The following is a 23,873-nucleotide window of genomic DNA, read 5'->3' as shown; positions in this document are numbered from 1 at the left end:
GATCGCGCGCGCGGCGCCGCGCGTAAACGCCATCGCCGACCTTCCAAACGTTGATTGCGTCCCCCGCGCACCCAGGAGATCCCCTTGAGTTCGATCGCAACCACAGGGCATCGCGCCCTGATCGCCATCGCCTATCTATCCCTCACCGCGACCCTAGCGCTGCTGGGCTGTGCGTCGACCAGCAGCAGAGAAAGGCAGGCGGCCGAGGCCACGCTGCCTCCGCTGCGCGAGGCGCACCAGGGCCAGAAGGACGGGCGCGCCGCCTGCAAGGCCGGTGAGTACGGCGCCTGCCGCCGCCTCTGCGCGGGCGGCGATGGTGAGAGCTGCGCCGCGGTCAGCAGCATGCACTTCAGCGGCAAGGGGGCCGCGAAGGATCTGTCCTTGGCGGCGCACTATGCCGAGAAGGCCTGCGACAGCGGACGACTGCGCTCCTGCGTCGACTTCGCCGGGCTCTGCTTCTCCGGGCAGGGCGTGCAGAAGGACGTGCCCAAGGCGGTTAAGCTCTTGCAGCGTAGCTGTCAGGCTGGCGAGGGATCGGCCTGCCTCAATCTCGGCGTCCTGCACCAGGCCGGTGAAGGTGTGAGCCGCGACGTGCGCCGCGCCGGGCAGCTCTACCGCCAGTGCTGCGACAAGGGGCTCGGACGTGGCTGCTCCGCGCTCGGCGTGCTGCACCATGCGGGCGTAGCGCCCTTCCGCCAGAACGTGGGCGAGGCCGCCCTGCTCTACACCAAGGGCTGCGATCGCGAAGACCCGCTCTCCTGTGCCTACCTCGCGGCGCTGCACACGACGGGCGAGGGGGGCATGCGCAAGGATCTGCCGCGCGCCGTCCAGCTCAACACCGCCGCCTGCAAGGCCTACAGTGCGCGGGGCTGCGCCCAGCTCGGCGGCATGTTCCTGCTCGGGACGGGGGTCGAGCGCGACGTCAAGAAGGGCCTCGAGCTGACCTATCTCGGCTGCCAGCTCGGCGACCAGCGGGCCTGCGAACAGCTCGCGGCGCTGCAGAAGCTGGCAGAGGAGCTGAAGAACAAGCAGAAGGGTACGGGAAAGAAGAGCGCCCGCTGAGGCGAGCAAAGGACCCGAGTAGAGGACCCGAGGTCGGCGCGAACCCCAGTACGGTGCGCGCGAGTACGGTGCGCGCGAGTACGGTGCGCGCGGCAGTTCGGTCAGCGCGCGCGGAAGACGATGCGGCCGCGCGTGGGGTCGTAGGGCGACACGGCCACGGTGACCTGATCACCGAGGACGACACGGATGCGGTGACGCCGCATCTTCCCCGCCATATGCGCCAGGACGGTATGTCCTGCGTCGGTCTCGACGCGAAACAGGCCGCCCTTCAACACTTCGTTGACCATACCTTCGAATTCGATTGCGTCTTCGCGAGTCATGCGCGGCGGACCATAGGCCAGCTCGCTGGCGTTGTCTAGCCATGCGTCGCAGCTCGATGCAGCTTTTCTAGCTTTCGCGCCCAGCGCAAAGCCGCTAGCCAAGGCTCCTCAGATTTGGTAATCATCGGCATATTGGTGGCCTGGATTGGGGAGCCGTTGGATAGTGAGCCTGCTGAGCGTGGACCATCGATCGCGGAGCGACAGTCGTGACCCGCGGCGGGTGGTGCGTGTGGCGGAACGCCGTCAATCGTTCTTTCCAGTTGCCGCGGCCAAATCGGTTTACAGCCTCTTTCACCAACGCCAGCGCACGGGTTAGGTGAGTACCCGTGGTGAGCGCTAGGTGATTGGGGCCCGTGCCGTCACGGCGAGGAACAGCCTTGCCTGACGAAGGAGAAGAAGAAGAAGCCATGTCGACGAAAGTGTATGTGGGCGGTCTGGCCTGGGCGACCAGCGATGAGGAACTCCAGGAGTCATTTCAAAGCTTCGGCGAGATCACCGAGGCGGTCGTGATCAAGGACCGCGATACGGGTCGGAGCCGTGGATTCGGCTTCGTGACCTTCGCTGACCCCGATGGGGCCACAAAGGCCATCGCCGAGATGAATGGTGCCACGCTCGCTGGCCGCACGATCCGGGTCGACCGCGCAGAGGACACACGTCGCGATCGTGGCGGGCCCGGCGGCGGCGGTGGTGGCGGCGGCGGCGCCCGTCGTGGTGGTGGTGGCGGCGGCGGCGGCGGCCGGCCCCCCCGCGACTACTAAGAGCCCGACCGAGCGCACTGCCTAGAGCACTGCTCTGATCCCTCCGGGCGCGAGCCATGGCGCCGCGGGCGGAGGTCTGGGTCGCGAAGACCACCAACGGCCCTGCCGTCTGCGTCTTTTGATGACCGAGGTCGCGACCTCAGCACCCCGTCCTAGCACCCCGTCCTACACCCCTACGCGCGGGTTTCCTCGGGGCCCCACCCCACGGCGCGCCAAATCGCGATCTGCCTCAGCTCGGCTGGGCGCGCGGCGCGCGGCGGCGGTCGGCTTCTCTTCCGCCCGCAAGCGCGCGCGGCGCCCTCGCGCCAGCGAGCGCGCAAGCCGCTGCACGAGGCGCAGCACCGCTGCTCAGCGGCTTGCGCAGGTTCGACGCTGCGCAGCATTGACACCAGCCGCGAGGGCGTCTTTATTATGCCGCCGCGGCGGCGCCGAGAGCGTTCGGTCGCGCTGGGACGAAGGGAGCCCTGACCATGGGAACGATGCTATTCACCTCAGAGTCCGTGACCGAAGGACACCCCGACAAGATCTGCGATCAGATCTCCGACGCCGTCCTGGATTCCGTGCTGGCGCAGGATCCAACCGGTCGCGTGGCCTGTGAGACCCTCGTCAAGACGGGGCTCGTCCTGCTCGCTGGCGAGCTGACCACCAGCGCTCAGGTCGACTTCCCACGCATCGCGCGCCAGGCGATCCGCGAGATCGGGTACACCAGCAGCGCCATGGGTTTCGATGCCGACACCTGCAGCGTGCTGACCGCGATCGAGGCCCAGAGCCCCGACATCGCCCGCGGCGTCGACGGCCATGGCGTCTACACCAAGCAGGATCAGGGGGCCGGCGATCAGGGCATGATGTTCGGCTTCGCCTGTGACCAGACCGAGGAGCTGATGCCGCTGCCGATCGTGCTGGCGCACCGCCTGACGCGCCGCCTGAGCGAGGTGCGCAAGCGAGGCACGCTCGACTGGCTGCGACCGGACGGCAAGAGCCAGGTCAGTGTGCGCTACGAAGATGGGCTACCGCGCAGCGTCGACGCCATCGTCGTCTCCACGCAGCACAGCGAGGACGTCGGTTACGAGCAGCTCCGCGAGGCCGTGATGGACGAGGTGGTCGATCAGGTCGTGCCGCGCGCGCTGGTCACCAAGGACACCAAGTTCTTCATCAATCCGACCGGACGCTTCGTCGTCGGCGGCCCGCAGGGCGACTCGGGATTGACCGGCCGCAAGATCATCGTCGACACCTACGGCGGCTGGGGTCGCCACGGTGGGGGCGCCTTCTCCGGCAAGGATCCCAGCAAGGTTGACCGCTCCGCGGCCTACTACGCGCGCTACATCGCCAAGAACATCGTGGCCACCGGGATGGCGCGTGACGTCGAGGTGCAGTTGGCCTACGCGATCGGCGTGGCGGAGCCGGTGTCGATCCTCGTCGACACCTTCGGCACCGGTCGGGTCGACGAGGATCGCTTGGCGATCGCCGTGCGCCGGGTCTTCGACTGCCGTCCCCGAGCGATCGTCGAACACCTCAACCTGCTGCGTCCGATCTACCGCCAGACCGCCGCCTATGGCCACTTCGGCCGCAACGAGGCGGACTTCAGCTGGGAGCGCACGGATAAGGTCGAAGCCCTCAAGGACGCGCTGCGCTAGCAGTGGCCGCTCGGCTCTGCGGATCACCGCAGACCTCGAATAACCTCGAATAGCGCCGGATGACGTCGGATGACGCGCCCGATGACGCGCCCGATGACGGACGCGCCCGATGACGCGCCCGATGACGGACGCGCCCGATGACGCGCCCGATGAGAGGCCGAGCGCCAGCGCGCTCGCTGGGCGCTCGGGGGGCGGAGGGGCCCGCCGCTCGGGTCTCTAGGTGCCCTCGGCGTAGGCGTCGAGGTACTTGACCTGGGCCGGCGTTAGCGCGTCGATCGCCAGACCCATCGTGTCGAGCTTGATCGAGGCGAGCTGCTGGTCCTGCGCCGCCGGCAGATCGTAGACCTTCGCCTCCAAACTGCCCTTGCTCTCGGCCAGCGCCTTGAGCGCGAGGAATTGGTTGGCGAAGGACATATCCATCACCTCGGAGGGGTGCCCCTCGGCGGCGGCGAGATTGACCAACCGGCCCTTCGCCAGCACATAGATGCGACGACCGTCAGCGAGCAGATGCTCGTCGCAGTTGGGGCGCAGCTCACGCACGCGGCTGCCCGCGAGCTGCGAGAGATCCTTGAGGTTGATCTCACAGTCGTAGTGACCGGTGTTGCAGACGATCGCCCCGTCGCGCATTGAAGCGAAGTGCCGGCTGACGATGACATCCTTCATCCCGGTGGCCGTGATGAAGATATCGCCGAGCTTGGCCGCCTCGTCCATCGGCAGCACGCGGTAGCCTTCGAGCACGGCCTTGAGCGCCGCCGTCGGCTTGATCTCCGTGACGATGACGTTGGCGCCCATGCCGCGCGCGCGCATCGCGCAGCCGCGCCCGCAGTGGCCAAAACCAGCGACGACGAAGTTCTTGCCGGCGATCAGCACGCTCGTCGCGCGCAGGATGCCGTCGAGCGAGCTCTGGCCAGTGCCATAGACGTTGTCGAAGTCCCACTTCGTCTCGGCATCATTGACCGCGTAAACCGGATAGCGCAGGGCCCCATCAGCCGCCATCGCGCGTAGGCGATGGACGCCGGTGGTCGTCTCCTCGGTGCCGCCAACGATGCCCTTGGCCAGCTCGGGATACTTGTGGTGCACGCGGAAGATCAGATCCGCACCGTCGTCGAGCGTCAGGGTCGGCTTGAACTCGAGCGTCTTGTCGATGCACCAATAGAACTCCTCGGTGCTCATGCCATGCCAGGCGTAGATCGAGGTGCCCTCGGCGGCGAGCGCGGCGGCGACCTCGTCCTGCGTCGAGAGCGGATTGCAGCCGCTCCAGCTGACCTCGGCCCCGGCCGCGCCCAGCGTGCGCACGAGCACCGCCGTCTCCTTGGTCACGTGTAGGCAGCCAGCGATGCGCATGCCGCTGAGCGGCTTGGACTCGCCATACTGACGGCGCAGCGCCATCATCACGGGCATCCGGGCCTCGGCCCATTCAATCTTCGAGCGACCCGCATCGGCAAGACTGAGATTTGCGACCTTCTGCTGCATGGCGTCCTCCCTGAGGCGGCGGCAAGGATGCCGCGATGTCGTGCGCCGGCCAGCCACTGCGGCCCCTTCGCGCTGATTGCGCTGCGCGCGGCCAAGGAGTATTCCGGCAGGGCGCCGCCGTCAAGCTGGGCGCCTCGGCTGTGTAGCGGGTTAGCTGGGCGCCCTCGGGCTGGCTCCCAGGACTGACGTCAGCTTGCCGGCCGGCCGCAGCGTCGCAGGGGGCCTGTCGATGTCGCGTGTGCTTACCACCTACTTGCTGCGGCGCTCCCTGCTGGGAGCCGCGCTGACGCTGGCAGCGCTGGTCTGGGTCTATCTGGCCTGCTCGGTCGGCGATCAGGGCCGGCGGGCCGCGGCCATGCTTGGATGGAACGAGGCGCTGCGCCTGATGGTCTGGCATCTGCCGCTGGCGGCCGTCCAGCTCGCGCCCGCCGCGGTGCTGCTCGGCCTGGTGATCGCCCTCAGCTCGGCGCAGCAGCGAGGCGAGCTCGAGGCAGTCGCCGCGCTTGGTGCCAGCCGACGGCAGCTCGCCGTACCGCTGCTGATCACCGGCCTGCTGGCCACGCTGCTCTGCGTCGTGGTGACCGAGTGGGTCGTGCCCCTTTGCGAGCGGCGGGCCGATCTGGTCGCAGGGGAAGCCCTGGTCTCCTCGCTCACCGGCGTGAGCTCGCCGCCCACGCGCTGGCTGACGCTGCCTGGGGGCTGGGTGTTCGCCGCGCGACGGGTGACGCACTCGCCTCGCGCCGAGGCGCCACCGGTGCTGAGGGCCTGGCGCGTGAGCGCGGCGGGGCACCTCAGCGGTCCGCTGGAGCCCGGGGCGCAGAGGGCAGGCGCCGAGCCAGCCCCCTGGGCCGAGGCCCGGGACCTCGAGCGCTGGCTGCGCCAGCGTCCCGAGGCGCTCTCGACACCCGCGCTGCTGCGTCAGCGCCGCGCTGCATCGCGGGCCGGCCACGACCCGACCCTGACGACCCTGGTGCTGCACACGCGCCTGGCCTATCCGTGGCTCTGCGTCGTGCTGGCGGGCGCGGCAGCGGCGCTGGTCACCGGCGTCGGCCGGCCGAGCCTCGCCTCCTCGCTCGGCGGCGCGCTGGCGTGGCTGGGGCTGAGCTGGATCGCCGTGGCGGGGGGCTGGTTGCTCGGTCGCACCCTCGTCATCGGCCCCGTGGCGGCCGCCTGGGGACCGGTTCTGGGCCTGGGACTGGTGGCGGTGGCCAGTGCCAGCTGGGGTCGCAAACGACGCCCGTCCCGTTCGCGGCAGCCTGCCTAGGGCCGCCACCAGGCGTCGGCGCCCGCCACCCAGCCAGCCGATCAAGCTACTAATAGCATTACACTTACAGTCCGGCACGAGTCGTGCAATTCGGCTCCCCCGTGAGCTTCCGGTTCCAGCTTCGATCGCGCGCCGCCGGGCCCCGCGCCGCGCGCCTCAGCGGCGTGGTCCTGGCCGCGCTCCTGCTGACGGCATCGGCACCGGCCGCCGGGGGGCCCATCCTCAGCGCCGTCGCAACAGCTCTTGGGCGCAACGCTGAAGCGCCGACACCCACGCCACGAACGACCAGCAGGCGGCAGAGCCCCTCAGAGACCTACCGCAACCAGGTCCTCGAGCGCGCGCGCGCACGCTGGATGCTCCGAAGGCCAACGCTTGGCCGAAGCTCGCCTTCGCATTCCACCTCGAGCGCGTCGGCATCTCGAAGGGTCGGAGCCAGCCAACGAGGCCTGGGTACGCTGGCCCTCCAGGCGCTGACCGGCAAGGCACTCCGGGCGCCGGAGAGGCGCGCGTCGAGCGCGGAGCAGCGCGAGCCGAGGACAGGGCGCACGGCCCGACGCCCGGCGACAGGGAACTCCGCCTCGTCGCTACAACACGAACGGAAGTGGCCCAGCGGCGGAAGGACGGCTCCGACCAGGAGCGTCCAGCCGCTCGCCCGAGCGCTGGTGGGCGCCATGCTGCGACGCAGCCTCCCCCCGCGCTTGGTCCAGAGCGCCTTGCGGGTGGCCCGCAAGGAGTTCAGTGCGGCCCAGGATCGCGTGGCGAGGAGCACCCGTGAGAACTCGCGAGCCCACGGCCAAGCCGAGCGCGAGCGCGAGGCCGCCGGGGCTCTGGTCGCCAGTCTTTCCGGCGAGCTTTCCCAGGGGCTTTCCGATGGGGCGAACACACGCCACGCGAGGGTCGTCCTGGCGAGTCGCAGCAGCGCTGGCCGAGCTTCGGGCCGGACGCCGACGGCCGGCGAGCCGCGGCTGTCGCAGGGCTCAAGTCAATCGCCCGTGGCGCGATCGCCTCATCGATCGACGCCCGAGATCACCGGTCACGGACCCCTGGCGTCGGCCGCCAATCAGGCCTTCTCCAGCCGCCCGTCCGCGCCGCTGGCCGGTGCCCCGCAACCGCGCGCGCGCGCCACCAGCGGCTTCGCCAGCGCTTCCGTTCCCGGCAGCGGTGTCGAGGTGCTCTGACCTGCAGCGAGGGGCCCAGCCTGGCGTGCGCGCGGCCGGGGCTGGCCGGGCAGGGGGCTCTGGCCGCGTCCCCGCCGCGCTAGAGCGGCTCGCCTTCGCTGCCGCCTGCGGCGGAGCCGCCGGCGGCCGCTGCCTCGGCCTCCGCGCCCCTCCCCAGCGCAAAGAGGTAGTCGCGGCTCAGCGGGTAGTTCCAAGCCAGCAGCACGGCGAAGCGGCTCAACGCCCAGGCCAGGCGGTAGTCGAGACCCGGCAGGCTGAGCAGCAGCGCCACGCCGCCGCCATTGAGCAGCGCGCTGCTGGCGCTGACGAAGCCGTAACGCACCGAGCGCTGCGGCGCGAGCGCGCGGCCACCGAAGGCCAGGTAGCGGTTGACCGTGACGTTGACCAGGCCACCGAACACGCACCCGGCCATCGTCGCCCCCCAAGGGGACCAGCCCGCGCGGCCGACCAAGGCAAGCACGACGACGATGTCGGCGATCGTGGCCAGGGTCGAGTAGAGCGTGAAGCGCAGCAGCGGCAAGACGCGCGCGGCGTCATCACCCTGGAAGCGCAGCAGGCGAGCCCGCCCCGCGGAGAGCGCGCGCAGCAAGAACACGAAACGCTGTCCGGCCGTCACCAAGGTGGTCAGGCCGATCACCGTGATCGCCAACGCGGCGAGGATGTGCGGCGGGTGCGCGACCCGCGGGTCGTGCAGCGCCTCGAGGATCGGGCTGAGCGCGATCGCCACGCCGAGGTAGAGCATGCGCTCGGGGCGCTGCATCAAGCCGACGGTGACGCTGACACCCAGCCCCTCGCCGCGTGCCCGGACATAGGGCACGAGAAAGGTGCCAAGGATCAGCAGCTCTACCGGCAGCAGGACCCAGCTCTGACGGTAGTACCAGGCCAGGCCGAGGAGCAGCGCGGTATCGCTGTAGCGGTCGAGCACGGAGTCGAGCGCCGCACCCCATGGCCCCGCCGTGCCGCTGGCGCGCGCGACCCGACCGTCAAAGAAATCGCAGAGCCCTGCAGCGACATAAATCCACCCGCCGAGGGCGAAACGACCGACCGCCACGGAGAGGGCGGCTGCCGTCGCCAGCAGCGCCGAGAGCGTCGTCAGCGCCATCGCCGGCACCTTGTAGGCGCGCAGCAGCAGCCAGATCGGCTGCGTGACCCAGGCGAAGTAGTGCCGCACCGCCATGCCGATCAGCACGCTCGAGCCGCGGCCAGCGAGCTCGGCGTCGCGAAAGGCGCCGTGCTTGCGCCCGCGCACGACATAGACCAGCAGGCCGAGCACAAAATACCCGACCACCACCAGCGCTGGCGCCGCGGCGCTCCAGATGCGCACCGTGGGTGAAAGCGGCCCGCGTAGCAGATCGATCAGCTCTTGCATGTGCCTCACTCAGGGCGCCGTCGGGGCGCCGAAACGCCGCGGATGATACTGCGATTCGCCGCGCCAGAGCAGGGCGCGAGCGCCGAGGGTGCTTCGCGGGCGTGTTATGGTCGCCGCCACGAGGTGGCGACGACGACGATGAGCGCGGGAGAGCGAGGCATCGAGCGGCTCGTACGCTACCGCTACCGCGGGCAGACTGGCCGCGCGCGCCTCCACGCGGAGGGCAGGCTCGAGCCGCTCGATGGCCCGCCGGCGCGGCGGCTGGAGGAGGTCGAGCTGCTGCCACCGACCGAAGCGAGCAAGATCGTCGGCGTCGGCCTGAACTACCACGCCCACGCGCGCGAGATGGGCAAGGCCCCGCCCGAGGAGCCGCTGCTCTTTCTCAAGCCCTCGACCGCCGTGATCGCCAGCGGGCAGCCGATCGTCCGGCCCGCCGACTTCGAGCGCGTGGACTACGAGGGCGAGCTGGCGCTGGTCTTCTCGCGCCGCGCGCGCCACATCAGCGAGGCCGAGGCCTGGACGGTGGTCGCGGGTTACTGCTGCTGCAATGACGTCACCGTACGCGACCTGCAGCGGCGCGACGGGCAGTACACGCGCGCCAAGGGCTTCGACACCTTCGCTCCGCTCGGCCCCTGGCTGGTCAGCGGCCTCGACCCCGCGGGGCTGACGATCACGACGCGGGTCGACGGCGAGCTGCGCCAGCGTGGCGCCGTGGCCGACATGATCTTCGCGCTCCCGCGGCTGATCGCCACCGTGACGCGGGTAATGACGATGCTGCCGGGGGACGTGTTGACGACGGGCACGCCGCCGGGCGTGGGCCAGGCCCAGGTGGGATCGGTGGTCGAGGTGGAAATCGAGGGTCTCGGCGTGCTACGCAACCCCGTGGTGGCCGAGCCGACCTAGCCTTTCTCGGCCGCGCTCAGTCGCCGCGGAGGACCAGCAATGAGCCAGACAAGCGTCACGATTGGCGAGCCCGCACCGGACTTCACGCTGCCAAATCAACGCGACGAGCCGGTTAGCCTCGCGGCGCTGCGAGGTCGGTGGGTCGTCCTCTACTTCTATCCCAAAGACGACACACCGGGCTGCACCGTCGAGGCCTGCGACTTCACCGGCGGGCTGGCCGCCTTCACCGCGCTCGATGCCCTTGTCCTCGGCTGCAGTCCGGACGACGCGCCCAGCCACCAGCGCTTCATCGCCAAGCACGCGCTGGCCATCGATCTGCTCAGCGACCCCGAGCATGCCGTGCTCGCGCGCTACGGGGCCTGGGGCGAAAAGAACCGCTATGGGCGCACGTCGGTCGGCGTGCTGCGCTCGACGGTGCTGATCGATCCGCAGGGCCGGGTGGCCTACCACTGGAAGAAGGTCAAGGCCGCTGGCCACGCCGAGCAGGTCCGCGAGCAGCTTGCCGCGCTACGGCGGACCCGCGCCTGATCCGCGCTCAACGGGCCTACCCGCCCGGCGGACGGCTTGGGTTCGGGTCAGGGTGCGCATCCTCGACTGGTGCATCGCATGGTGCATCGACTAGTGCATCTGGATTCGTGGGCTCGGCGGCCGCTGAATCGCCAGCCCGTTGGCTGGTCCGCCGCCGTCGGCGGGCTTCGATCTTGCCGACCCACGAGCGTCCCTGCTCCTCGGCCTTGCGCAAGAGTCGGCGCGCCCAGACGAACTCCGTGGCCAGCAGGCTGAGCCCCACCAAAATCACGACCATCCCCGGCCCGGGCAGCACCAGCATCGCCACGCCGGTGAGAATCACCGTCCCGCCCATCACCGCCACCACCACCCGACGAAGCTGCCGCAGCGCCGCATTCGCGCGACCCATCTCGGCCATCGAGTGGAGGAGCCCCACCGCCGCGATCCGCCGATGCTCGAGCAGTGAGGCCCCGATCCCGACGGCCAGAATGCCGACGATGACCGCCAGCGAGACCGCGGTCGGCAGCGGATAATGATGCGATAGCAGCATCTTCACCCCGACGAAAGCGAGCAAGAAGACGAGGCTGGTCTTGAGATAGCGAAAGCGGTCGAGAATCGCGGCCAGCGCAAAGTAAAGCGAGCGTAAACCGAGGATCGCGAAGACGTTCGAGGTGAAAACCAGGAAGGGATCGCGGGTGACCGCGAAGATGGCCGGCACCGAATCGACCGCAAAGACGACGTCGGAGCTCTCGACCAGGACCAGCACCAAGAAGAGCGGCGTCACCGCGCGACCGCCGCCGGGGCCGCGCACGAAGAAGCGCCCGTCGTCGACAGAACCACAGACTGGAAACAGTCGCCGCGCCGCGCGAACCAGCAAGTTGCGCTCGGGATCGATGTTATCTTGCCGCACCACCAACATCTTGGCCGCGGTGAAGAGCAGGAGACCGCCAAAGAGATAGATCGTCCAGCTGAAGCGCGCGATCAGCGCCGCCCCCGTGCCGATCATCGCCGCGCGCATGACCACGGCGCCGAGCACCCCCCAGAAGAGCACGCGGTGCTGGAGCCGCAGCGGCACGCGAAAGTAGGAGAAGAGCAGCGCGATGATGAAGATGTTATCGAGGCTGAGGCTCTTCTCGATCAGGTAGCCTGTGAGAAACATCAGGGCAGCTTGGCGCCCGTTGCACGCCTGTCCGGCGCTCAGCCCCATCCCCAGCCAATGGTGCTGGTAGATGACGTAGACCAACAGGTTGAAGCAGAGCGCGACGCCGACCCAGGCGGCGGTCCAGAGCAGCGCCTCGGTGGTGGAAACGACGCGCGGCTCGCGATGAAAGACACCAAGGTCGAGCGCCACGAAGAGCGCCACGAGGAGGAGAAAGCCGGCCCAGATCCAAATGGTCAACGCGTGATCCTCGGCGCCGACGCGAGGCGACGGCCCCGTCGCGACGCCACCCTCTTCAATGCGTTCAATGCGCGAAGTTGCCGGATCAGAGGCCCGCTTCCGGCCGTGACCGCTTGTCACGGGAGCGCGCGGTCGTCAACTCGATTTCTTGACGTCAGCGGCTGACAGCCAGGCGGCCGCTTCGGTCCCGCGCTGCTAGGCCAGCGCCGGGCGGGCGCGATCCGCCAAGAAGTACGCCACGTCGGTCCATAAGCGCTCGAAGTGCTCGCGGCGAAAGCCCGACCCGCTGGCCAGCCAGTCGTAATGCGGCGGGACGCGGCGGGCGTCGCCGAAATGACCTATCACATCGAGATGATCCGCGACGGCGGCGTGAATGACCTCGCCCCAGAGTTGCGAGCTCGTCGGCACGACGCCATCGTTATCGCTGCTCTGCGGCAGGCGGCCGAAGGCGCGCGGCAGCAGGTCGCGCTGCGCCTCCGTCAACACGGGCAGCGCCTGGCCGCTGGCACCGGCACTGGCGCGGTAGAGCGTGAAGAAGATCGCATGACTGAGGTGGGCATAGGGATCGAAGCGCTGGCGCACGACCGAGCGTAGCCCCGGACGCGGGGCCATCGTCACGACCGATCCGTAGCGCACGCCCTCGCGGTCGGCCGCGCCGGCATTGAAGACGTCGGCGCCCTCGGGCGTCACCTGGGCCATCAACGCCTGATCCAGGCTGGCCTGCTCGAGGAAGCGCTGCACCTCGAGGCGGCGACCAGGCGAAAAATCACCGAGCAACTCGTTGAAGAGCTGATCGGCGACGTTATGCGTCAGACCAATCCGAGCGTCGAAACGCACGACCAACGCGCTCATCCGCAGCACGACGGAGGTCGGCAGGTGGCCAAAGCGCAGCACATAGAGCGTCGCGAGGGAGAGCAGCCGGAGCAGCGGTTTGCCGAAGAGGGTGCCGAAGACGCTCGAGAGCGGCGTGCCGTGATGCGGGGCGGCGACGGTGATCACGCTGCGAATGCGGCTGGCGATCGGCTCGACCGCGACCTCGGTGGGCAACGAGACATTGGGCGTCACCAGCAGTCGAGCATCGAGTCCCCCTGTCGAATGACCGATGAGATCGATCCCGCCGCCGCGAGCCGCCCCGGTGCTGGCGATCGCCTCGGTCAGCGCGGCCGCGCGCTTGCGAATCGAAGCGGTCGGATGCGTCGGCACCCGATGGATCTCGACGCGCAGCCCGAGCCGGTAGCAGGCGGCCGAGAGGAACTCGACGATGTGGGCGAAATAGAGCACTTCGCCAATGCTGGCGAACCCGAAAAACCCAGGGATGAGGAAGATATGACGCTTTTCCGCCATTGAGGCTCTCTGGGCGTTGGGCCCGCCTTCGCCCGACCGCGGCGTCGGCCCGGCCAGCGAGCGCGTAGAGTAGCCGCAAGGCGGCCGCTTGACGAGGATCCTGGCCAGCGCGTGGCCAGGGCCGTGACCAGCCGGCCGGAGCCCTGGGCCGCGCCCGGCTCCGGAGCCGGCGTCGATCTCGACTTCTTCGGGGCACTGCGGTACGCCAACCGCGCCGAGGATAGAGGTGGCGGACGCCATGGAAGCAAGGCAGCAAGCGCCGCGCAGCGCGCCCGTCGCGCCGGACGGCGCCGGAGCGCGCGCATGATTGGCGTCGAGCTACTCGGTGTGGCGGCGACGGCCCTGATCTCCCTCGGTGCTTGGGAGAGCGCGGCCCACCGCCGTCGGTTGGCGCGCATTCCCTGCCGCATCCACGTCAGCGGTACGCGCGGCAAGTCGAGCCTGACGCGCCTCATCGCCGCCGGGCTGCGTCACCATGGCGTCACGACGGCAGCCAAGACCACCGGCACCTTGCCACGGATGATCCTGCCCGACGGTCGGGAGCTGCCCGTCTTCCGGCCGGCAGGCCCCAACATCATCGAACAGATCCGCATCGTCAGCGCGGCGCATGCGCTTGGCGCCCAGGCCCTGGTGCTGGAGTGCATGGCCTTGCAACCGGAGCTTCACTGGCTGACGGAGCATAAGCTGGTGCGCGCGACGCACGGGGTGATCACCAACGTGAGGGCCGACCACCTCGACGTGATGGGGCCGACCGTCGCCGACGTCGGCCGGGCCCTGGCCGGGATGATCCCGGTGGGCGGCGTGCTGATCACCGCCGAGCGCGAGCACCTGCAGATCCTGCGCGAGGCCGCGGCCGATCGCGGCACGCGCCTGGTCACGGTCGAGGACGAGGACTTGGAGGCCGTCGGCGCCGACGACCTCGCGCGCTTCAGCTACACGGAGCACCGCGAGAACGTCGCCCTCGCCCTCAAGGTGCTCGCCGAGCTCAGCGTGCCACGCGCAACGGCGCTGGCGGGAATGTGGGCCGCCGACCCCGATCCCGGCGCGCTCACCGAGGCCGAGCTCAACTTCTTCGGCCGCCGCATCGTCTTCGTCAACGCCTTCGCCGCCAACGACCCGCTCTCCACCGAGCGCATCTGGCGCCTGGTGCGTCAGCGCCACGCCGACGTCCAGCGAACCGTCGCGCTGTTCAACCTGCGCGCCGATCGCCCCTCCCGCACCGTGCAGCTCGCCTGCGACACGGACTTCTGGCGCGAGGCCGACCGCGTGGCGCTGATGGGCAGCGGCGCGTATCTCTTTGCGCGCATGGCCGCGGGGCGCGGGATCGACGCGAGCCGCTTCGTCTACGCGGAGCACCCACGCGTCGATGAGATCTTCGAGACCATCATCGGCCTTTGCCGCGAGACGACCCTGATCGTCGGCATGGCCAACATCGGCGGCGACGGGTTGGCCCTGGTCCGCTACTTCGGCAATCGTGCTCAGCTGCGCGGCGCGGTGGGATGACGATGGAGCTGCTCGCCCTTTCGGTCGGCATCGGCTTGGCGGTCTCGCTGCTCTGCAGCGAGCTCTTCGGCGTCGCCTCCGGTGGATTGATCGTCCCCGGGTACATGGCGCTCTACATCATGAGACCGCTCCACATCTTGACCACGCTGGCGGTGGCGCTGGCCACCTACGGCATCGTGCGCCTGCTCTCGACCTTCCTCGTGGTCTACGGTCGCCGCCGAACCGCGCTGATGATCCTCGTCGGCTACATCATCGGCATGCTGGTCAACTATTGGTCGAGCGCCTGGGGACATGAGCTGAGCGCGATCGGCTATGTCATCCCGGGCTTGGTGGCGGTGTGGATGGACCGCCAGACCGTGCCGCAGACCCTGGCCTCGCTCGCCATCGTCGTCGTGCTGGTGCGGCTGATTCTGGTGCTGACCGTGGGCACGGAGCTGGCACGATGAAGAAGCTCTACTGGCGGCCGCAACGACTCTCCCTGCGCCTGCTGCTGCTGATCGCGGCCGTCGCCGGGCTGGCCCTCGGCGCCGTGGAGACCGTGCGCGTCCACGAAAAGCAGCGCTGGTACGGCGAGAAGCTCCAAGCTGCGCGCCTGGCGCTGCGCGCCTTCAAGGCGCTGAAGGAGGAGCGCCTGCGGCGCGGGCTGCCGATCGACGCCGAGACCGACCCGGCGCGCTCCGGCCTGATCGGCGAGCTCATTTCCCCCGTGACGACCAACACCGGCCACCTCACGGCGAAGCAGACCTCGATCAACCCGAACTTCGCCGCCGTCGTCGTCGAGCTGCTGCTGCGCGCCAACGTCAAGGCCGGTGATACGGTCGCCCTCGGGTTCTCGGGATCGTTCCCCGCGCTCAACGTCGCCGTGCTCGCCGCCGTCGAGACGCTGCGCGTCACCCCGGTGGTGATCACCAGCGCCGGCGCGTCCCAATGGGGCGCGAACCAGCCGACCTTCATGTGGCCCGACATGGAGATGGCGCTGCTGCGCTGGCACATCTTCAGCCATCGCAGCGCGGCCGCCTCGCCCGGGGGCATCGACGATCGCGCGCTCGGCCTCTCGAAGCGCGGGCGCAATCTGGTGCGGGGAGCGGTCGCCCGCAACGGCCTTCCGCTGCTCGAGGTGCGCAACTACGACGACAGCCTGACGCAGCGCATGGCACTTTATCGGGAGCGCGCCGGTGACGCCGAGATCAAGGCCTACGTCAACGTCGGCGGTGGCACGACCTCGGTCGGCACGCGCGTCGGTCGCGACCTCTTCAGCCCGGGCCTCAACCGCCGGCTGCCACGTGGCCCCCAAATCGACTCGGTGATGACGCGCTTCGTCCAGCAGGGCGTCCCCGTCATTCATCTGAGCAAGATCAGCAAGCTGGCGCAGGACTACGGACTCGAGCTGCAGCCGCGGTCCTTGCCAGCGGTCGGTCAGGGCAAGACCTTCTTTCGCGAGGCCTATAATCCCTGGTTGGCTGGCGGAGCCCTGCTCGCCATCGTCGCCCTGCTCGTCGGCTTTCTGCGCCTCGACTGGGGCCACCGCCTGCTCGCGGGCCAGAGCCACGCGGCGGAAACCGCGCGGCCCGAGCCGATGATCTGAGCGCGACCGCCACGCCAGCGCGCGGGGCGTCCGCGGCGTGCAAGCGGACGTGACCCGCATCACCGACGCGCGGGGCAGCGCGACCCGACGATGGCTACGTGCCTTTACAGTCGCCCGCGGCTGTTCTATCTACAGCGCCGTCGTCCAAGCGCGGCGGCGAGTCCGGAGCGATTCCTTGTCAGCTTTGAGAGCAACGTGGCGCTGGTCGACCCGCGAGCGAGGTCCTCGGCATTGGGACCTCTTCCTGCGGGCTACAGGCGTCGTCGCCCTGCTCGGCATTCCGATCACCCTGCTCTGGAACGACGCTGTGCCGCTGGTCTGGTTCGGCCTCCTCACCGTCCCGGCCAACAGCGTCGTGGCACCGCTGGTCCCGGCCTCGTTCGAGCTGCTGATCCTCGAGACTTCGAAGTACGCCTCGATCGCCGGCATCACGCTCGTCGGCACAGCGGTCTTCGTGCTGATGGAGTACCTCAACTGGCACATCTACGCCTGGGCGCTGACGCACGCCCGGCTGGAGCGGCTGCGTCAGGATCGGCGGGTGCGGAGCACGCTACGCTACTTCGAGCGAGCGCCCTTTCTCACCGTAACCCTCTTCCCCTTCACGCTCCTGCCCTTCTGGGCGGTGCGGTCGCTGGCCGTCCTCAACGGCTATAGCCTGCGCCGCTTCCTGGCGGCCACGGCGCTCGGACGCGCGCCGCGGATCGCCGCCTACGCGTGGCTCGGCGCGGCGTTCAACGTGCCGACGCGGCTCTTGCTGATGGCGGTCGTCGCCTTGAGCCTGGTCGCCATCGCCATCAAGGTGGCGCAGCGGCGCGGCCGCGCGCACCAGACCCCCGCACAGACGCCGGTGACCGACGACGAGCAAGCCAGCGCCGGCCCGCCCCCGCAGCCCTTCGCGACGCCCGCGCCGTCGGGCTAGGCGAGCCACGCCGCGATGACCGCCGAGACCACACCACGCGACCGCGCCAACCAAGCGGACGCGCCGCCCTACCCGGCGACAGCGGCTCCCCCGGACGGCGAGGGTGCGCCAGGGCTTCCCGCCGAGCTCAGGCGCTGGCGCTGGATCTGTCTGGTCGCCTTCCCGCTGCAGCTGCTGCTGACCGCGCTGACGATGGGTCTTCGCAGCGAGCACCTGTTGATGGCGGGGATCTTCATCGGCCTGGCCTGGATGCCGCCGCGTGTCGGCATCCTCTCGTGGCGGGCGCTGCCGCTCGGCCTGACTGCGCTGGCCTACGACAACAGCCGCTTCCTCAGCGCGCTGCGCGGGCGGATCCATGTCGCTGACCTGTACCATGCAGAGCTGCGTTGGTTCGGCATCGAGACCCTGGGCGGCCGTCTGACCCTGCCCGAGTACTTCGCGCGCCACACTGTAGTGCTCCTCGACCTGCTCTGCGGCCTGGCCTACATGGTCTATATCTTCGAGCTCGTGCTGATGGCGCTCTACTTCGGCGTCAAGGAGCCGAAGCGGATGGCCCGCCTGGGCTGGGGCTTCTTCGTCATCAGCGTGCTCGGCATCGCGACCTATCTGCTTTATCCCGCCGCGCCCCCCTGGTACGTCATGCGCTACGGCCTCGGGCCGGCCCGACTGAATGCAGCCCCGAGCGCCGCCGGCACAGCGCGCTTCGACGCGCTGCTCGGTATCAGCTATTTCCGCAGCTTCTACGCCCGCAACCCGAACGTCTTCGGCGCCATGCCCTCACTGCACGTGGGCTATCCGATGCTCTGCTTCTTCGCCGCGCGGGAGAAGGGGCGCGCCTGGGCGATCAGCACGCTGGGTTTCGCGCTCCTCGTCGCTTTCTCCGCGATCTACTTGCAGCATCACTACGTCTTCGACGCCATCGTCGGCGCCGCCTACGCCTGGCTCGCCGACACGCTGGTCGCGGCGCTGCTGCGCAGACGCGAGCAGCGCGCGACGGGCCGCTAGCCGGGTCGCCGCGCTGGATCCTCGCGCCGCTCGACGACGACGGGTAGGCGCCAGAGCACGGCCAGCGCCGGCAGTGCCGCAGCGATCGTGATCGCGAAGAAGAGCGACCAACCCCAGCGCTCGGCCAACCAGCCGCCCCCCGCGCCCAGCAGCCGCCCCACGACCGTCGAGAGGCTCGAGAGCAGCGCATACTGGAAAGCGGTGAAGCGACGGTCGCAGAGCGACATCATGAAGGCGATGAAGGCTGCCGTACCGAGGCCGCCGCAGAGGCTGTCGATGCCGACCGCCGCGCCGACCAGCAACCTGCTGCCGCTGAGCGCGGCGACGGCGATGTAGAGCACGTTGGCGCCCGCCTGGAGCAAACCGAACGCCAGCAGCGCGAGCCGCAGGCCGAGCCGCGGCACGAGGTCGCCCGCGAGCAGCGCACCGCCGATGCTCGCGAACAAGCCAAGCCCCTTCTGGATCGCACCGATTTCGCTTCGGCTCAGGCCGACGTCCAGCAGAAAGGGGGTCAGGAGGTAGCCGGCGATTACGTCGCCGACCTTGTAGAGCAGCACGACCGCCAGTGTGGCGCCGGCGTGGGGGCGACCAAGCAGCTCCAGCAGGGGTCCCACGATCGCCTCGCGCAGACTGGCGGGGCGCCGCGTCTCGGCCAGCGTTGGCGGCGCCAGCACAGCGCAGAGCATGCCGACAGCCGTCAGCGCGGCAAGGGCCGCGTAGACGACTGACCAGCTCAGATGGTCGGAAAGAATCAACGCGCCGGCGCCCGCCACGATCAGCGCCAGGCGGTACCCGGTGACGAAGAGAGCCGTGCCTGCCGCGTGTTCAGCGGCGACGAGCGCGTCGGTGCGGTAGGCGTCGACGACCACGTCGAAGCTGGCCGAGAGCGACGCGGTCAGCAGGGCCAAGAGCGCGAGGGCCAGGGGCGCGCGCCGAGGATCGCCCATGCCGAGCGCGGCGATCGCCAAGAGCAACCCCAACTGCAGCGCCGCCATCCAACCGCGGCGCCGACCGAGCCAGGGCAGGTCAAAGCGGTCGAGCAGCGGCGCCCAGAGGAACTTCAGGTTGTAGGGCAGGCTGACCAGCGCGAGCGCGCCGATCGTCGTCAGGTCGACGCCCGCGCTACGCAGCCAGGCCGTCAGGGTGGCGCCAGTCAGCGGATTGGGGAGCCCGGAGGCGAAGCCCAGCGGCAGCATCGCAGCGACACGCCAGCTGCGGTAGGGCTCGAGGAGGCGCGGCATCGCCCTCTATGTCGCACAGGCATGGCCGCTGGGCCAACTAGCGCCAACGAGCGCCAGCGCCCCCCGCGCGCCTACGCGGCCGGCGGGTCGCGCAGCATCGTCAGCAGCATCTTGCAGCGCTCGCGCGCCTGCAAGGCGTGCGGCACGTTGGCCGGCATCAGCACGGCCTCACCCATGCGCGCGGTCAGCGGCGTCCCGCCGATCTTCAGCTCCATGCTGCCTTCGAGCACCAGAACATAGGCGTCGAAGGGCGCCGAATGCTCCGACAGCTCCTGGCCGCGGTCGAAGGCGAAGACCGTCAGCGTACCGGCTCGGCCCTTCGCCAGCGTGCGGCTAACCACCGCGCCGGTGCCATACTCGACGACAGCGGCAAGCGCCGTCGGCTGGGCCGGAAGCAGCCCACCGGGGGCCCTCAGCGGCTGCGTTACACTCGAGGCCATGCTTCACTCCACGCTGAAGTTCGGCGCCACCCTACCACACCGCCCAGGTCTCGCGCCGCAATCGGCAGGCCGTGGCTCGAGCGGGCTGCTCGGCGAAGCCTCAGCGCCGCAGCTTCTGCGGGCGACGAAGGGCTGGAGTACCGACCCCACCCATCCAGGCGCAGACGCCGCTCGCCTCGCGCTCGCAGCCGACGACGGCACGAAACTGCTGGCAGGCGAGGCAGGCCGCGCCGGTGCGGTACTGGCCGCGCGCCTCGAGCGCTCGCACCACGGCGACCAGCGCCCTGAAGAGGGCCCCCTGCTCCGCCTCCGGCAGCGCCGCCACCGCCCGACGCAATTCGGGCGGCCAGGCCGGCGCCGCAGCGAGGGCCCGCCCCGACGACGTCAGGCGCAGCGCCAGCGCCCGCCGGTCGCCCGGCTCGCGCTCACGGACCACCGCGCCCTTGCGCACGAGGGCGCCGACCGCTGCGCTGATGGTCGGCGAACCGAGGTCGAGCGAGCCAGCCACCTCGGCCAGCCGCAGCGGCCGTCGTCGTGTGCGCAGCAGTAACAGGATCTGTCGTTGCGTCGGCGTTAGGCCCACGGCGCGCCCACGGCGCAGCCCGTCGCTGCGGAGCAGCATCCCAACCCGCATCAGGCCGGTCAGCAGTCGGGGTACGAGCTCAGCGTCAGCGGCGGGCTCCGCGCCTGGGCTGGGATCAACGCTCGGCATGGCCCCTCTGCGTTTACCACGCTGCTGGATGGCTCACCAGCGGCCGAGGCGGCCCAAGCGCCTCGCGAAATGACCGGCTGGCCAGCGTGGCGACGGGCAGCGCCACCGAGGGGCGCGAGGGGACGCAAGCGCAAAAAAATACGCCCACCCGACGGCTCGGCTGGGCGTATTCGAGCGGACGCAGCCTGTTTCAGACTGCTTCAGACTGCTTCGGAGCGGGAGACGGGACTTGAACCCGCGACGTCAACCTTGGCAAGGTTGCACTCTACCACTGAGTTACTCCCGCATGGCAAAGCGCAAGTAACCCAAGGCGTGCGCGGGTGTCAAGCCACTTGCGCGGTTTACAGCGCAACGGAGGCTGCCTAGACTGCGCCTAGCTTGCTGGGCGGCGCCGGCGTCAAAGGCCGATCCTGATGACCTCGATTACCACCCCCGTGACTCTGACGCACTTCACCCTGACTCAGGTCGTTGGCGAGGACGTCAGCACCCTCGAGCAGCCTCCGACCATCAGCTTCGGGCCCGACCGGCTCGTGCTTGGCCGCTCCGATCGCAGTGATTTCCAGGTCACCGTGCCCTCGGTCTCGCGCCAGCACGCGGCGATCTGGATCGCGGACGGCGTGCCGATGGTCGAGGACTTGGGCTCGGCTCACGGCACCCTCGTCAACTCGGCGCGCCTCGCCGCCCCTGCCGCGCTGCGCTCAGGCGATTTGGTGGCGCTCGGCCCCGACGTCGTGCTGCTGGTTACGGCGAGCGAGCATCCGGCGCAGCGCCACCCGCGCGCGCGCCCGCTGGACGAGAACACCGGCGGTTCACAGCTCGTCGAGCTGGCGTTGCAAGAGGGCACCTCGCTGGCACGCCTCAACGCCCAGATGGAAGCACTCGCGAGCACAATCACCTTCGCGCAGCAGACCGAGAGCGCCGAGCTCCTGCTCGAGCACGCCGTCGCCGCGATCCGCACGGCGCTCGAGGCCGAGTGCCTGCTGGCCCTGCGTGGCGACACGGCCGAGGGGCTCGTCGTGGTCGCGCGCAGCCCGTCGCTGCGCGACGACGAGGAACCCTGGCAGCCACCGAGCCAGGGCATCCTGCGCCGCGCGCTGCTCGCGGACCACGCCGTCGTCTCCTTCGATGCGCAGCTCGATCAGCGTTTTCGCCATCGTGCGAGCGTGGCGCTACGCAATGTCCGCTCCGCGGTCTGCGCCGCGCTGCGCAGCAGGGAACGCGTCCACGGCCTGCTCTATGCCGACACCGCAGCGATGGCCGGCCTCTTCAGCCCGGCCGATGGTCGCTTCCTCGAGCTGATCGGCCGCTGCCTCGGCGCGCGGCTGAGGCAGCTCGAGCTCGAACAGGAGCTGCTCCTGCTCCAGCACCGGCGCCACGACACCGCGTTTCGCAGCGAGGAGTTACTCAGCAACCTCGACGTGACGCTGAAGAGCCACCTCAACCGACTCGAGCTGATCGCGGACGAGGCCGCGGTGGAAGAGCAGCGCCCGGAGCTGGCGCGCTTGCTCCGCGCCGAGGCCGAGCGCTTGCGCGCCGACGTCGACGGCGTCGTGTGCTGGAGCGACGCCGCCGTGACGCGCCAGACCGAGGCGGCGCCGAGCCGACCGCAGTCGCCCCACGGCAGCGACGCGCTGGACGCGGGCGCGACCCGGGTCGACTTGCCCGGCAGCGGTGGCTGGCGGGTCAGCGAGAAACCGACGGGCGAGCTCGGGCCCCCGGCCGCCGCGGCTGCGGCGCGCGCGCTGCGCGCCAAGCAGGCGGGCGAGGATGAGGCGTAGGCGGACACGCCCAGACGAGCGCCCAGACGAGCGCCCAGACGAGCACCCAGCGGGCCGAACGCTAGGCCGCGAGGAGCCTGCTACAGGCGCAGCCCTTGCACCGGATCGAGGCGCGCCGCGCGCACGGCCGGATAGACCGTAGCCAGCAAACAGACCAAGAGCGCGAAGACCGCCGTCAGCGCGAACTCCAGGGGCACCATCCGCACCGGCAGCTCGCTCAGGAGGTAGACGCGCGGGTCGAGCTGGAAGCCGTAGCGCCGGAGCAACAATCCGCCGAGATAACCCCAGCTCAGGCCGAGCGTCGTGCCCGCCGCCCAGACGATCAGCCCCGCACCCTGAAAGACCCTCGCCACCCCGGTCGAGGTCATGCCCAGCGACTTGAGGATCGCGATCTCGCGCGTCTTCCGAATCACGAGCACTGCGAGCGCGGCCAGCATGTTGAAGGCAGCGACAATGACGATGAAGCCGATCACGATCTCGAGCATCAGCTTCTGGTTCTGCAGCGCCGTGAAGAGCGTGCTGTTGAGCTCGCTCCAGGGCACGGTGCGGTAGGGTCCGTCCGGTCCCAGGGCGCGACCGATGCGGCGAGCCACGCCAGCGGCCGCGAAGACATCCTCGACCTTGAGCTCGACGCCGGTCACGACATCGCCCTGGTCGAAGAAGGCCTGCGCCTGAGCCAAGTGGACGTAGACCAGGCGGCGATCGTATTCGTCGAAGCCGGAGTAGAAGATCCCCGCGACGCGGAAGTCGCGCGCGCGCGGGAGCTCGTGACCTGGCGACAAGTTGCCACCATCGCTGCCGGTGAGCGGCGACACGAGGCGCACGCGGTCACCGACGCTGGCGTCGAGCTTGCGCGCCAACTCGCGGCCGATCACGATGCCGCGCCCGGTCAGTAGCGTCTGCAGCGCGTGCGGGTCGCGCGCGACACCGGCGGGCTGCACGAGGTATTGTGGCAGGTCCAGGACGCCAGCGGCGCGCGCAGGATCGATGCCCTTGACCAGGACGCCGGAGAGGCCGTTCCCGCGGGCGAGCATCATCTCATTGAAGACGAAGGGCGCGGCGGCCACGACGCCGGGAACGGCAGCGGCCTTCTGCATCACCTGGCGGTATTCGGCGAAGTCGGTGCCGTACTTGAGCACGAGCACATGAGCATTGACGCCCAGCACCTTGCGACGGAACTCCTGCTGAAACCCGCTGGTGACCGAGAGCACCCAGATCAGAATCGCCACGCCAAGCGCCACACCGAGCGCCGATATCGCGGTGAACGCGCTGAAGAACATCGACATCACGGCGAAGGCCGTGCCGATCACGCCGCAGAGCAGCAGAATCGCCCCGGCAGCCTGCCAGGGCGTGGCGAAGAAGAGCAAGGCCCCCGCAGCCACCAAGAGGGCGAAGGCTACCGCCAGCGCGACCAGCGGCCGCGTGGGGCGGGGCGTGTAGAGATAACGCCAGCCGACAAAGAACTCGTAGATCATGGGG

21 protein-coding genes and 1 tRNA gene are annotated in these 23,873 nt (G+C 69.7%); 12 read left to right on the top strand and 10 right to left on the bottom strand.

What is annotated here, in order from left to right:
- Positions 1-84 precede the first annotated feature (84 nt).
- Positions 85-1,062 carry a sel1 repeat family protein gene (locus IPL40_00950; protein MBK8479736.1) on the top strand — a complete coding sequence of 326 codons (978 nt, stop codon included), beginning with the start codon at positions 85-87 and terminating at the stop codon, positions 1,060-1,062.
- Between the two features lie 101 nt (positions 1,063-1,163).
- Here the strand turns inward: IPL40_00950 and infA are convergent, their stop codons facing one another.
- Entirely contained in the window at positions 1,164-1,382 is a 219-nt protein-coding gene (gene infA, locus IPL40_00945) for a translation initiation factor IF-1 (GenBank protein ID MBK8479735.1), read from the bottom strand.
- A gap of 407 nt (positions 1,383-1,789) precedes the next feature.
- Between infA and IPL40_00940 the strand changes: the two genes are divergently transcribed.
- Positions 1,790-2,140 (top strand): RNA-binding protein, encoded by a 351-nt coding sequence (locus IPL40_00940; protein MBK8479734.1) that lies wholly within the window; start codon positions 1,790-1,792, stop codon positions 2,138-2,140.
- 470 nt (positions 2,141-2,610) lie between these two features.
- Positions 2,611-3,774 (top strand): methionine adenosyltransferase, encoded by a 1,164-nt coding sequence (locus IPL40_00935; protein ID MBK8479733.1) that lies wholly within the window; start codon positions 2,611-2,613, stop codon positions 3,772-3,774.
- A 216-nt stretch (positions 3,775-3,990) separates the two neighbouring features.
- On the opposite strand, the gene ahcY is transcribed toward IPL40_00935, so the two are convergent.
- The gene (gene ahcY, locus IPL40_00930; protein ID MBK8479732.1) at positions 3,991-5,247 is read right to left on the bottom strand and encodes an adenosylhomocysteinase; all 1,257 of its coding nucleotides are present in this window, start codon (positions 5,245-5,247) and stop codon (positions 3,991-3,993) included.
- A gap of 229 nt (positions 5,248-5,476) precedes the next feature.
- On the opposite strand from ahcY, the gene IPL40_00925 reads away from it, so the two are divergent.
- Positions 5,477-6,511, top strand: coding sequence for an LptF/LptG family permease (locus IPL40_00925; protein MBK8479731.1), 1,035 nt, complete (start codon positions 5,477-5,479; stop codon positions 6,509-6,511).
- Between the two features lie 1,257 nt (positions 6,512-7,768).
- On the opposite strand, the gene IPL40_00920 is transcribed toward IPL40_00925, so the two are convergent.
- Positions 7,769-9,058, bottom strand: a complete 1,290-nt coding sequence (locus IPL40_00920; protein ID MBK8479730.1) for a GtrA family protein — start codon at positions 9,056-9,058, stop codon at positions 7,769-7,771.
- Positions 9,059-9,196: 138 nt separating this feature from the next.
- Here IPL40_00920 and IPL40_00915 point away from each other — a divergent pair, with 138 nt between their 5' ends.
- Together IPL40_00915 and IPL40_00910 are read left to right on the top strand one after the other, a co-directional pair.
- Positions 9,197-9,961 (top strand): fumarylacetoacetate hydrolase family protein, encoded by a 765-nt coding sequence (locus tag IPL40_00915; protein ID MBK8479729.1) that lies wholly within the window; start codon positions 9,197-9,199, stop codon positions 9,959-9,961.
- Between the two features lie 39 nt (positions 9,962-10,000).
- Positions 10,001-10,489, top strand: a complete 489-nt coding sequence (locus tag IPL40_00910) for a peroxiredoxin (GenBank protein MBK8479728.1) — start codon at positions 10,001-10,003, stop codon at positions 10,487-10,489.
- A gap of 16 nt (positions 10,490-10,505) precedes the next feature.
- Here the strand turns inward: IPL40_00910 and IPL40_00905 are convergent, their stop codons facing one another.
- Together IPL40_00905 and IPL40_00900 are read right to left on the bottom strand one after the other, a co-directional pair.
- Positions 10,506-11,867, bottom strand: coding sequence for a TerC/Alx family metal homeostasis membrane protein (locus IPL40_00905; GenBank protein MBK8479727.1), 1,362 nt, complete (start codon positions 11,865-11,867; stop codon positions 10,506-10,508).
- Positions 11,868-12,062: 195 nt separating this feature from the next.
- On the bottom strand, positions 12,063-13,211 hold the full coding sequence (locus IPL40_00900) for a triacylglycerol lipase (protein MBK8479726.1): 1,149 nt from the start codon (positions 13,209-13,211) through the stop codon (positions 12,063-12,065).
- Positions 13,212-13,514: 303 nt separating this feature from the next.
- Here IPL40_00900 and pgsB point away from each other — a divergent pair, with 303 nt between their 5' ends.
- From pgsB to IPL40_00875, 5 genes are all read left to right on the top strand, one after another.
- The gene (gene pgsB / locus IPL40_00895) at positions 13,515-14,714 is read left to right on the top strand and encodes a poly-gamma-glutamate synthase PgsB (protein ID MBK8479725.1); all 1,200 of its coding nucleotides are present in this window, start codon (positions 13,515-13,517) and stop codon (positions 14,712-14,714) included.
- A 2-nt stretch (positions 14,715-14,716) separates the two neighbouring features.
- Positions 14,717-15,160 carry a poly-gamma-glutamate biosynthesis protein PgsC gene (pgsC, locus tag IPL40_00890; GenBank protein MBK8479724.1) on the top strand — a complete coding sequence of 148 codons (444 nt, stop codon included), beginning with the start codon at positions 14,717-14,719 and terminating at the stop codon, positions 15,158-15,160.
- Complete coding sequence (gene pgsW / locus IPL40_00885) at positions 15,157-16,299, top strand: poly-gamma-glutamate system protein (protein ID MBK8479723.1); 1,143 nt, start codon at positions 15,157-15,159, stop codon at positions 16,297-16,299. The genes pgsC and pgsW overlap by 4 nt, the downstream gene beginning before the upstream one ends.
- Positions 16,300-16,483: 184 nt before the next feature.
- Positions 16,484-17,218 (top strand): hypothetical protein, encoded by a 735-nt coding sequence (locus IPL40_00880; GenBank protein MBK8479722.1) that lies wholly within the window; start codon positions 16,484-16,486, stop codon positions 17,216-17,218.
- A gap of 15 nt (positions 17,219-17,233) precedes the next feature.
- Positions 17,234-18,223: an inositol phosphorylceramide synthase gene (locus tag IPL40_00875; protein ID MBK8479721.1), complete on the top strand. Its 990-nt coding sequence runs from the start codon at positions 17,234-17,236 to the stop codon at positions 18,221-18,223.
- Here IPL40_00875 and IPL40_00870 read toward each other — a convergent pair.
- The 4 genes from IPL40_00870 to IPL40_00855 all read right to left on the bottom strand — a co-directional run bounded on the left by IPL40_00870 (position 18,220) and on the right by IPL40_00855 (position 20,902).
- A complete protein-coding gene (locus IPL40_00870; protein MBK8479720.1) occupies positions 18,220-19,464 on the bottom strand; it encodes an MFS transporter in 1,245 nt (414 codons plus the stop codon). The two genes, IPL40_00875 and IPL40_00870, sit on opposite strands and share 4 nt — an antisense overlap.
- A gap of 71 nt (positions 19,465-19,535) precedes the next feature.
- Positions 19,536-19,904, bottom strand: coding sequence for a cupin domain-containing protein (locus tag IPL40_00865; protein ID MBK8479719.1), 369 nt, complete (start codon positions 19,902-19,904; stop codon positions 19,536-19,538).
- 100 nt (positions 19,905-20,004) lie between these two features.
- Positions 20,005-20,616 (bottom strand): winged helix DNA-binding protein, encoded by a 612-nt coding sequence (locus IPL40_00860; protein MBK8479718.1) that lies wholly within the window; start codon positions 20,614-20,616, stop codon positions 20,005-20,007.
- Positions 20,617-20,830: 214 nt separating this feature from the next.
- Positions 20,831-20,902, bottom strand: a tRNA-Gly gene (locus tag IPL40_00855).
- Positions 20,903-21,029: 127 nt separating this feature from the next.
- On the opposite strand from IPL40_00855, the gene IPL40_00850 reads away from it, so the two are divergent.
- Positions 21,030-22,394 carry an FHA domain-containing protein gene (locus IPL40_00850; GenBank protein MBK8479717.1) on the top strand — a complete coding sequence of 455 codons (1,365 nt, stop codon included), beginning with the start codon at positions 21,030-21,032 and terminating at the stop codon, positions 22,392-22,394.
- Between the two features lie 80 nt (positions 22,395-22,474).
- Here IPL40_00850 and IPL40_00845 read toward each other — a convergent pair whose 3' ends face one another.
- Positions 22,475-23,869: an ABC transporter permease gene (locus IPL40_00845; GenBank protein MBK8479716.1), complete on the bottom strand. Its 1,395-nt coding sequence runs from the start codon at positions 23,867-23,869 to the stop codon at positions 22,475-22,477.
- Positions 23,870-23,873 lie beyond the last annotated feature (4 nt).

It is taken from the genome of Pseudomonadota bacterium (assembly GCA_016711215.1).
GTDB lineage: Bacteria > Myxococcota_A > Polyangia.
This window is presented reverse-complemented; position numbering and strand designations above follow the sequence as displayed.

Excerpts from the sequence above, each read along its gene's own strand:
- IPL40_00920 (MBK8479730.1), bottom strand. The coding sequence starts at position 9,058 with ATGCAAGAGCTGATCGATCTGCTACGCGGGCCGCTTTCACCCACGGTG.
- IPL40_00865 (MBK8479719.1), bottom strand. The coding sequence starts at position 19,904 with ATGGCCTCGAGTGTAACGCAGCCGCTGAGGGCCCCCGGTGGGCTGCTT.
- pgsB (MBK8479725.1), top strand. The coding sequence starts at position 13,515 with ATGATTGGCGTCGAGCTACTCGGTGTGGCGGCGACGGCCCTGATCTCC.
- IPL40_00915 (MBK8479729.1), top strand. The coding sequence starts at position 9,197 with ATGAGCGCGGGAGAGCGAGGCATCGAGCGGCTCGTACGCTACCGCTAC.
- IPL40_00860 (MBK8479718.1), bottom strand. The coding sequence starts at position 20,616 with ATGCCGAGCGTTGATCCCAGCCCAGGCGCGGAGCCCGCCGCTGACGCT.
- IPL40_00875 (MBK8479721.1), top strand. The coding sequence starts at position 17,234 with ATGACCGCCGAGACCACACCACGCGACCGCGCCAACCAAGCGGACGCG.
- IPL40_00935 (MBK8479733.1), top strand. The coding sequence starts at position 2,611 with ATGGGAACGATGCTATTCACCTCAGAGTCCGTGACCGAAGGACACCCC.
- infA (MBK8479735.1), bottom strand. The coding sequence starts at position 1,382 with ATGACTCGCGAAGACGCAATCGAATTCGAAGGTATGGTCAACGAAGTG.
- IPL40_00850 (MBK8479717.1), top strand. The coding sequence starts at position 21,030 with ATGACCTCGATTACCACCCCCGTGACTCTGACGCACTTCACCCTGACT.
- IPL40_00870 (MBK8479720.1), bottom strand. The coding sequence starts at position 19,464 with ATGCCGCGCCTCCTCGAGCCCTACCGCAGCTGGCGTGTCGCTGCGATG.
- pgsC (MBK8479724.1), top strand. The coding sequence starts at position 14,717 with ATGGAGCTGCTCGCCCTTTCGGTCGGCATCGGCTTGGCGGTCTCGCTG.
- IPL40_00845 (MBK8479716.1), bottom strand. The coding sequence starts at position 23,869 with ATGATCTACGAGTTCTTTGTCGGCTGGCGTTATCTCTACACGCCCCGC.
- ahcY (MBK8479732.1), bottom strand. The coding sequence starts at position 5,247 with ATGCAGCAGAAGGTCGCAAATCTCAGTCTTGCCGATGCGGGTCGCTCG.
- IPL40_00940 (MBK8479734.1), top strand. The coding sequence starts at position 1,790 with ATGTCGACGAAAGTGTATGTGGGCGGTCTGGCCTGGGCGACCAGCGAT.
- IPL40_00925 (MBK8479731.1), top strand. The coding sequence starts at position 5,477 with ATGTCGCGTGTGCTTACCACCTACTTGCTGCGGCGCTCCCTGCTGGGA.
- IPL40_00910 (MBK8479728.1), top strand. The coding sequence starts at position 10,001 with ATGAGCCAGACAAGCGTCACGATTGGCGAGCCCGCACCGGACTTCACG.
- IPL40_00900 (MBK8479726.1), bottom strand. The coding sequence starts at position 13,211 with ATGGCGGAAAAGCGTCATATCTTCCTCATCCCTGGGTTTTTCGGGTTC.
- pgsW (MBK8479723.1), top strand. The coding sequence starts at position 15,157 with ATGAAGAAGCTCTACTGGCGGCCGCAACGACTCTCCCTGCGCCTGCTG.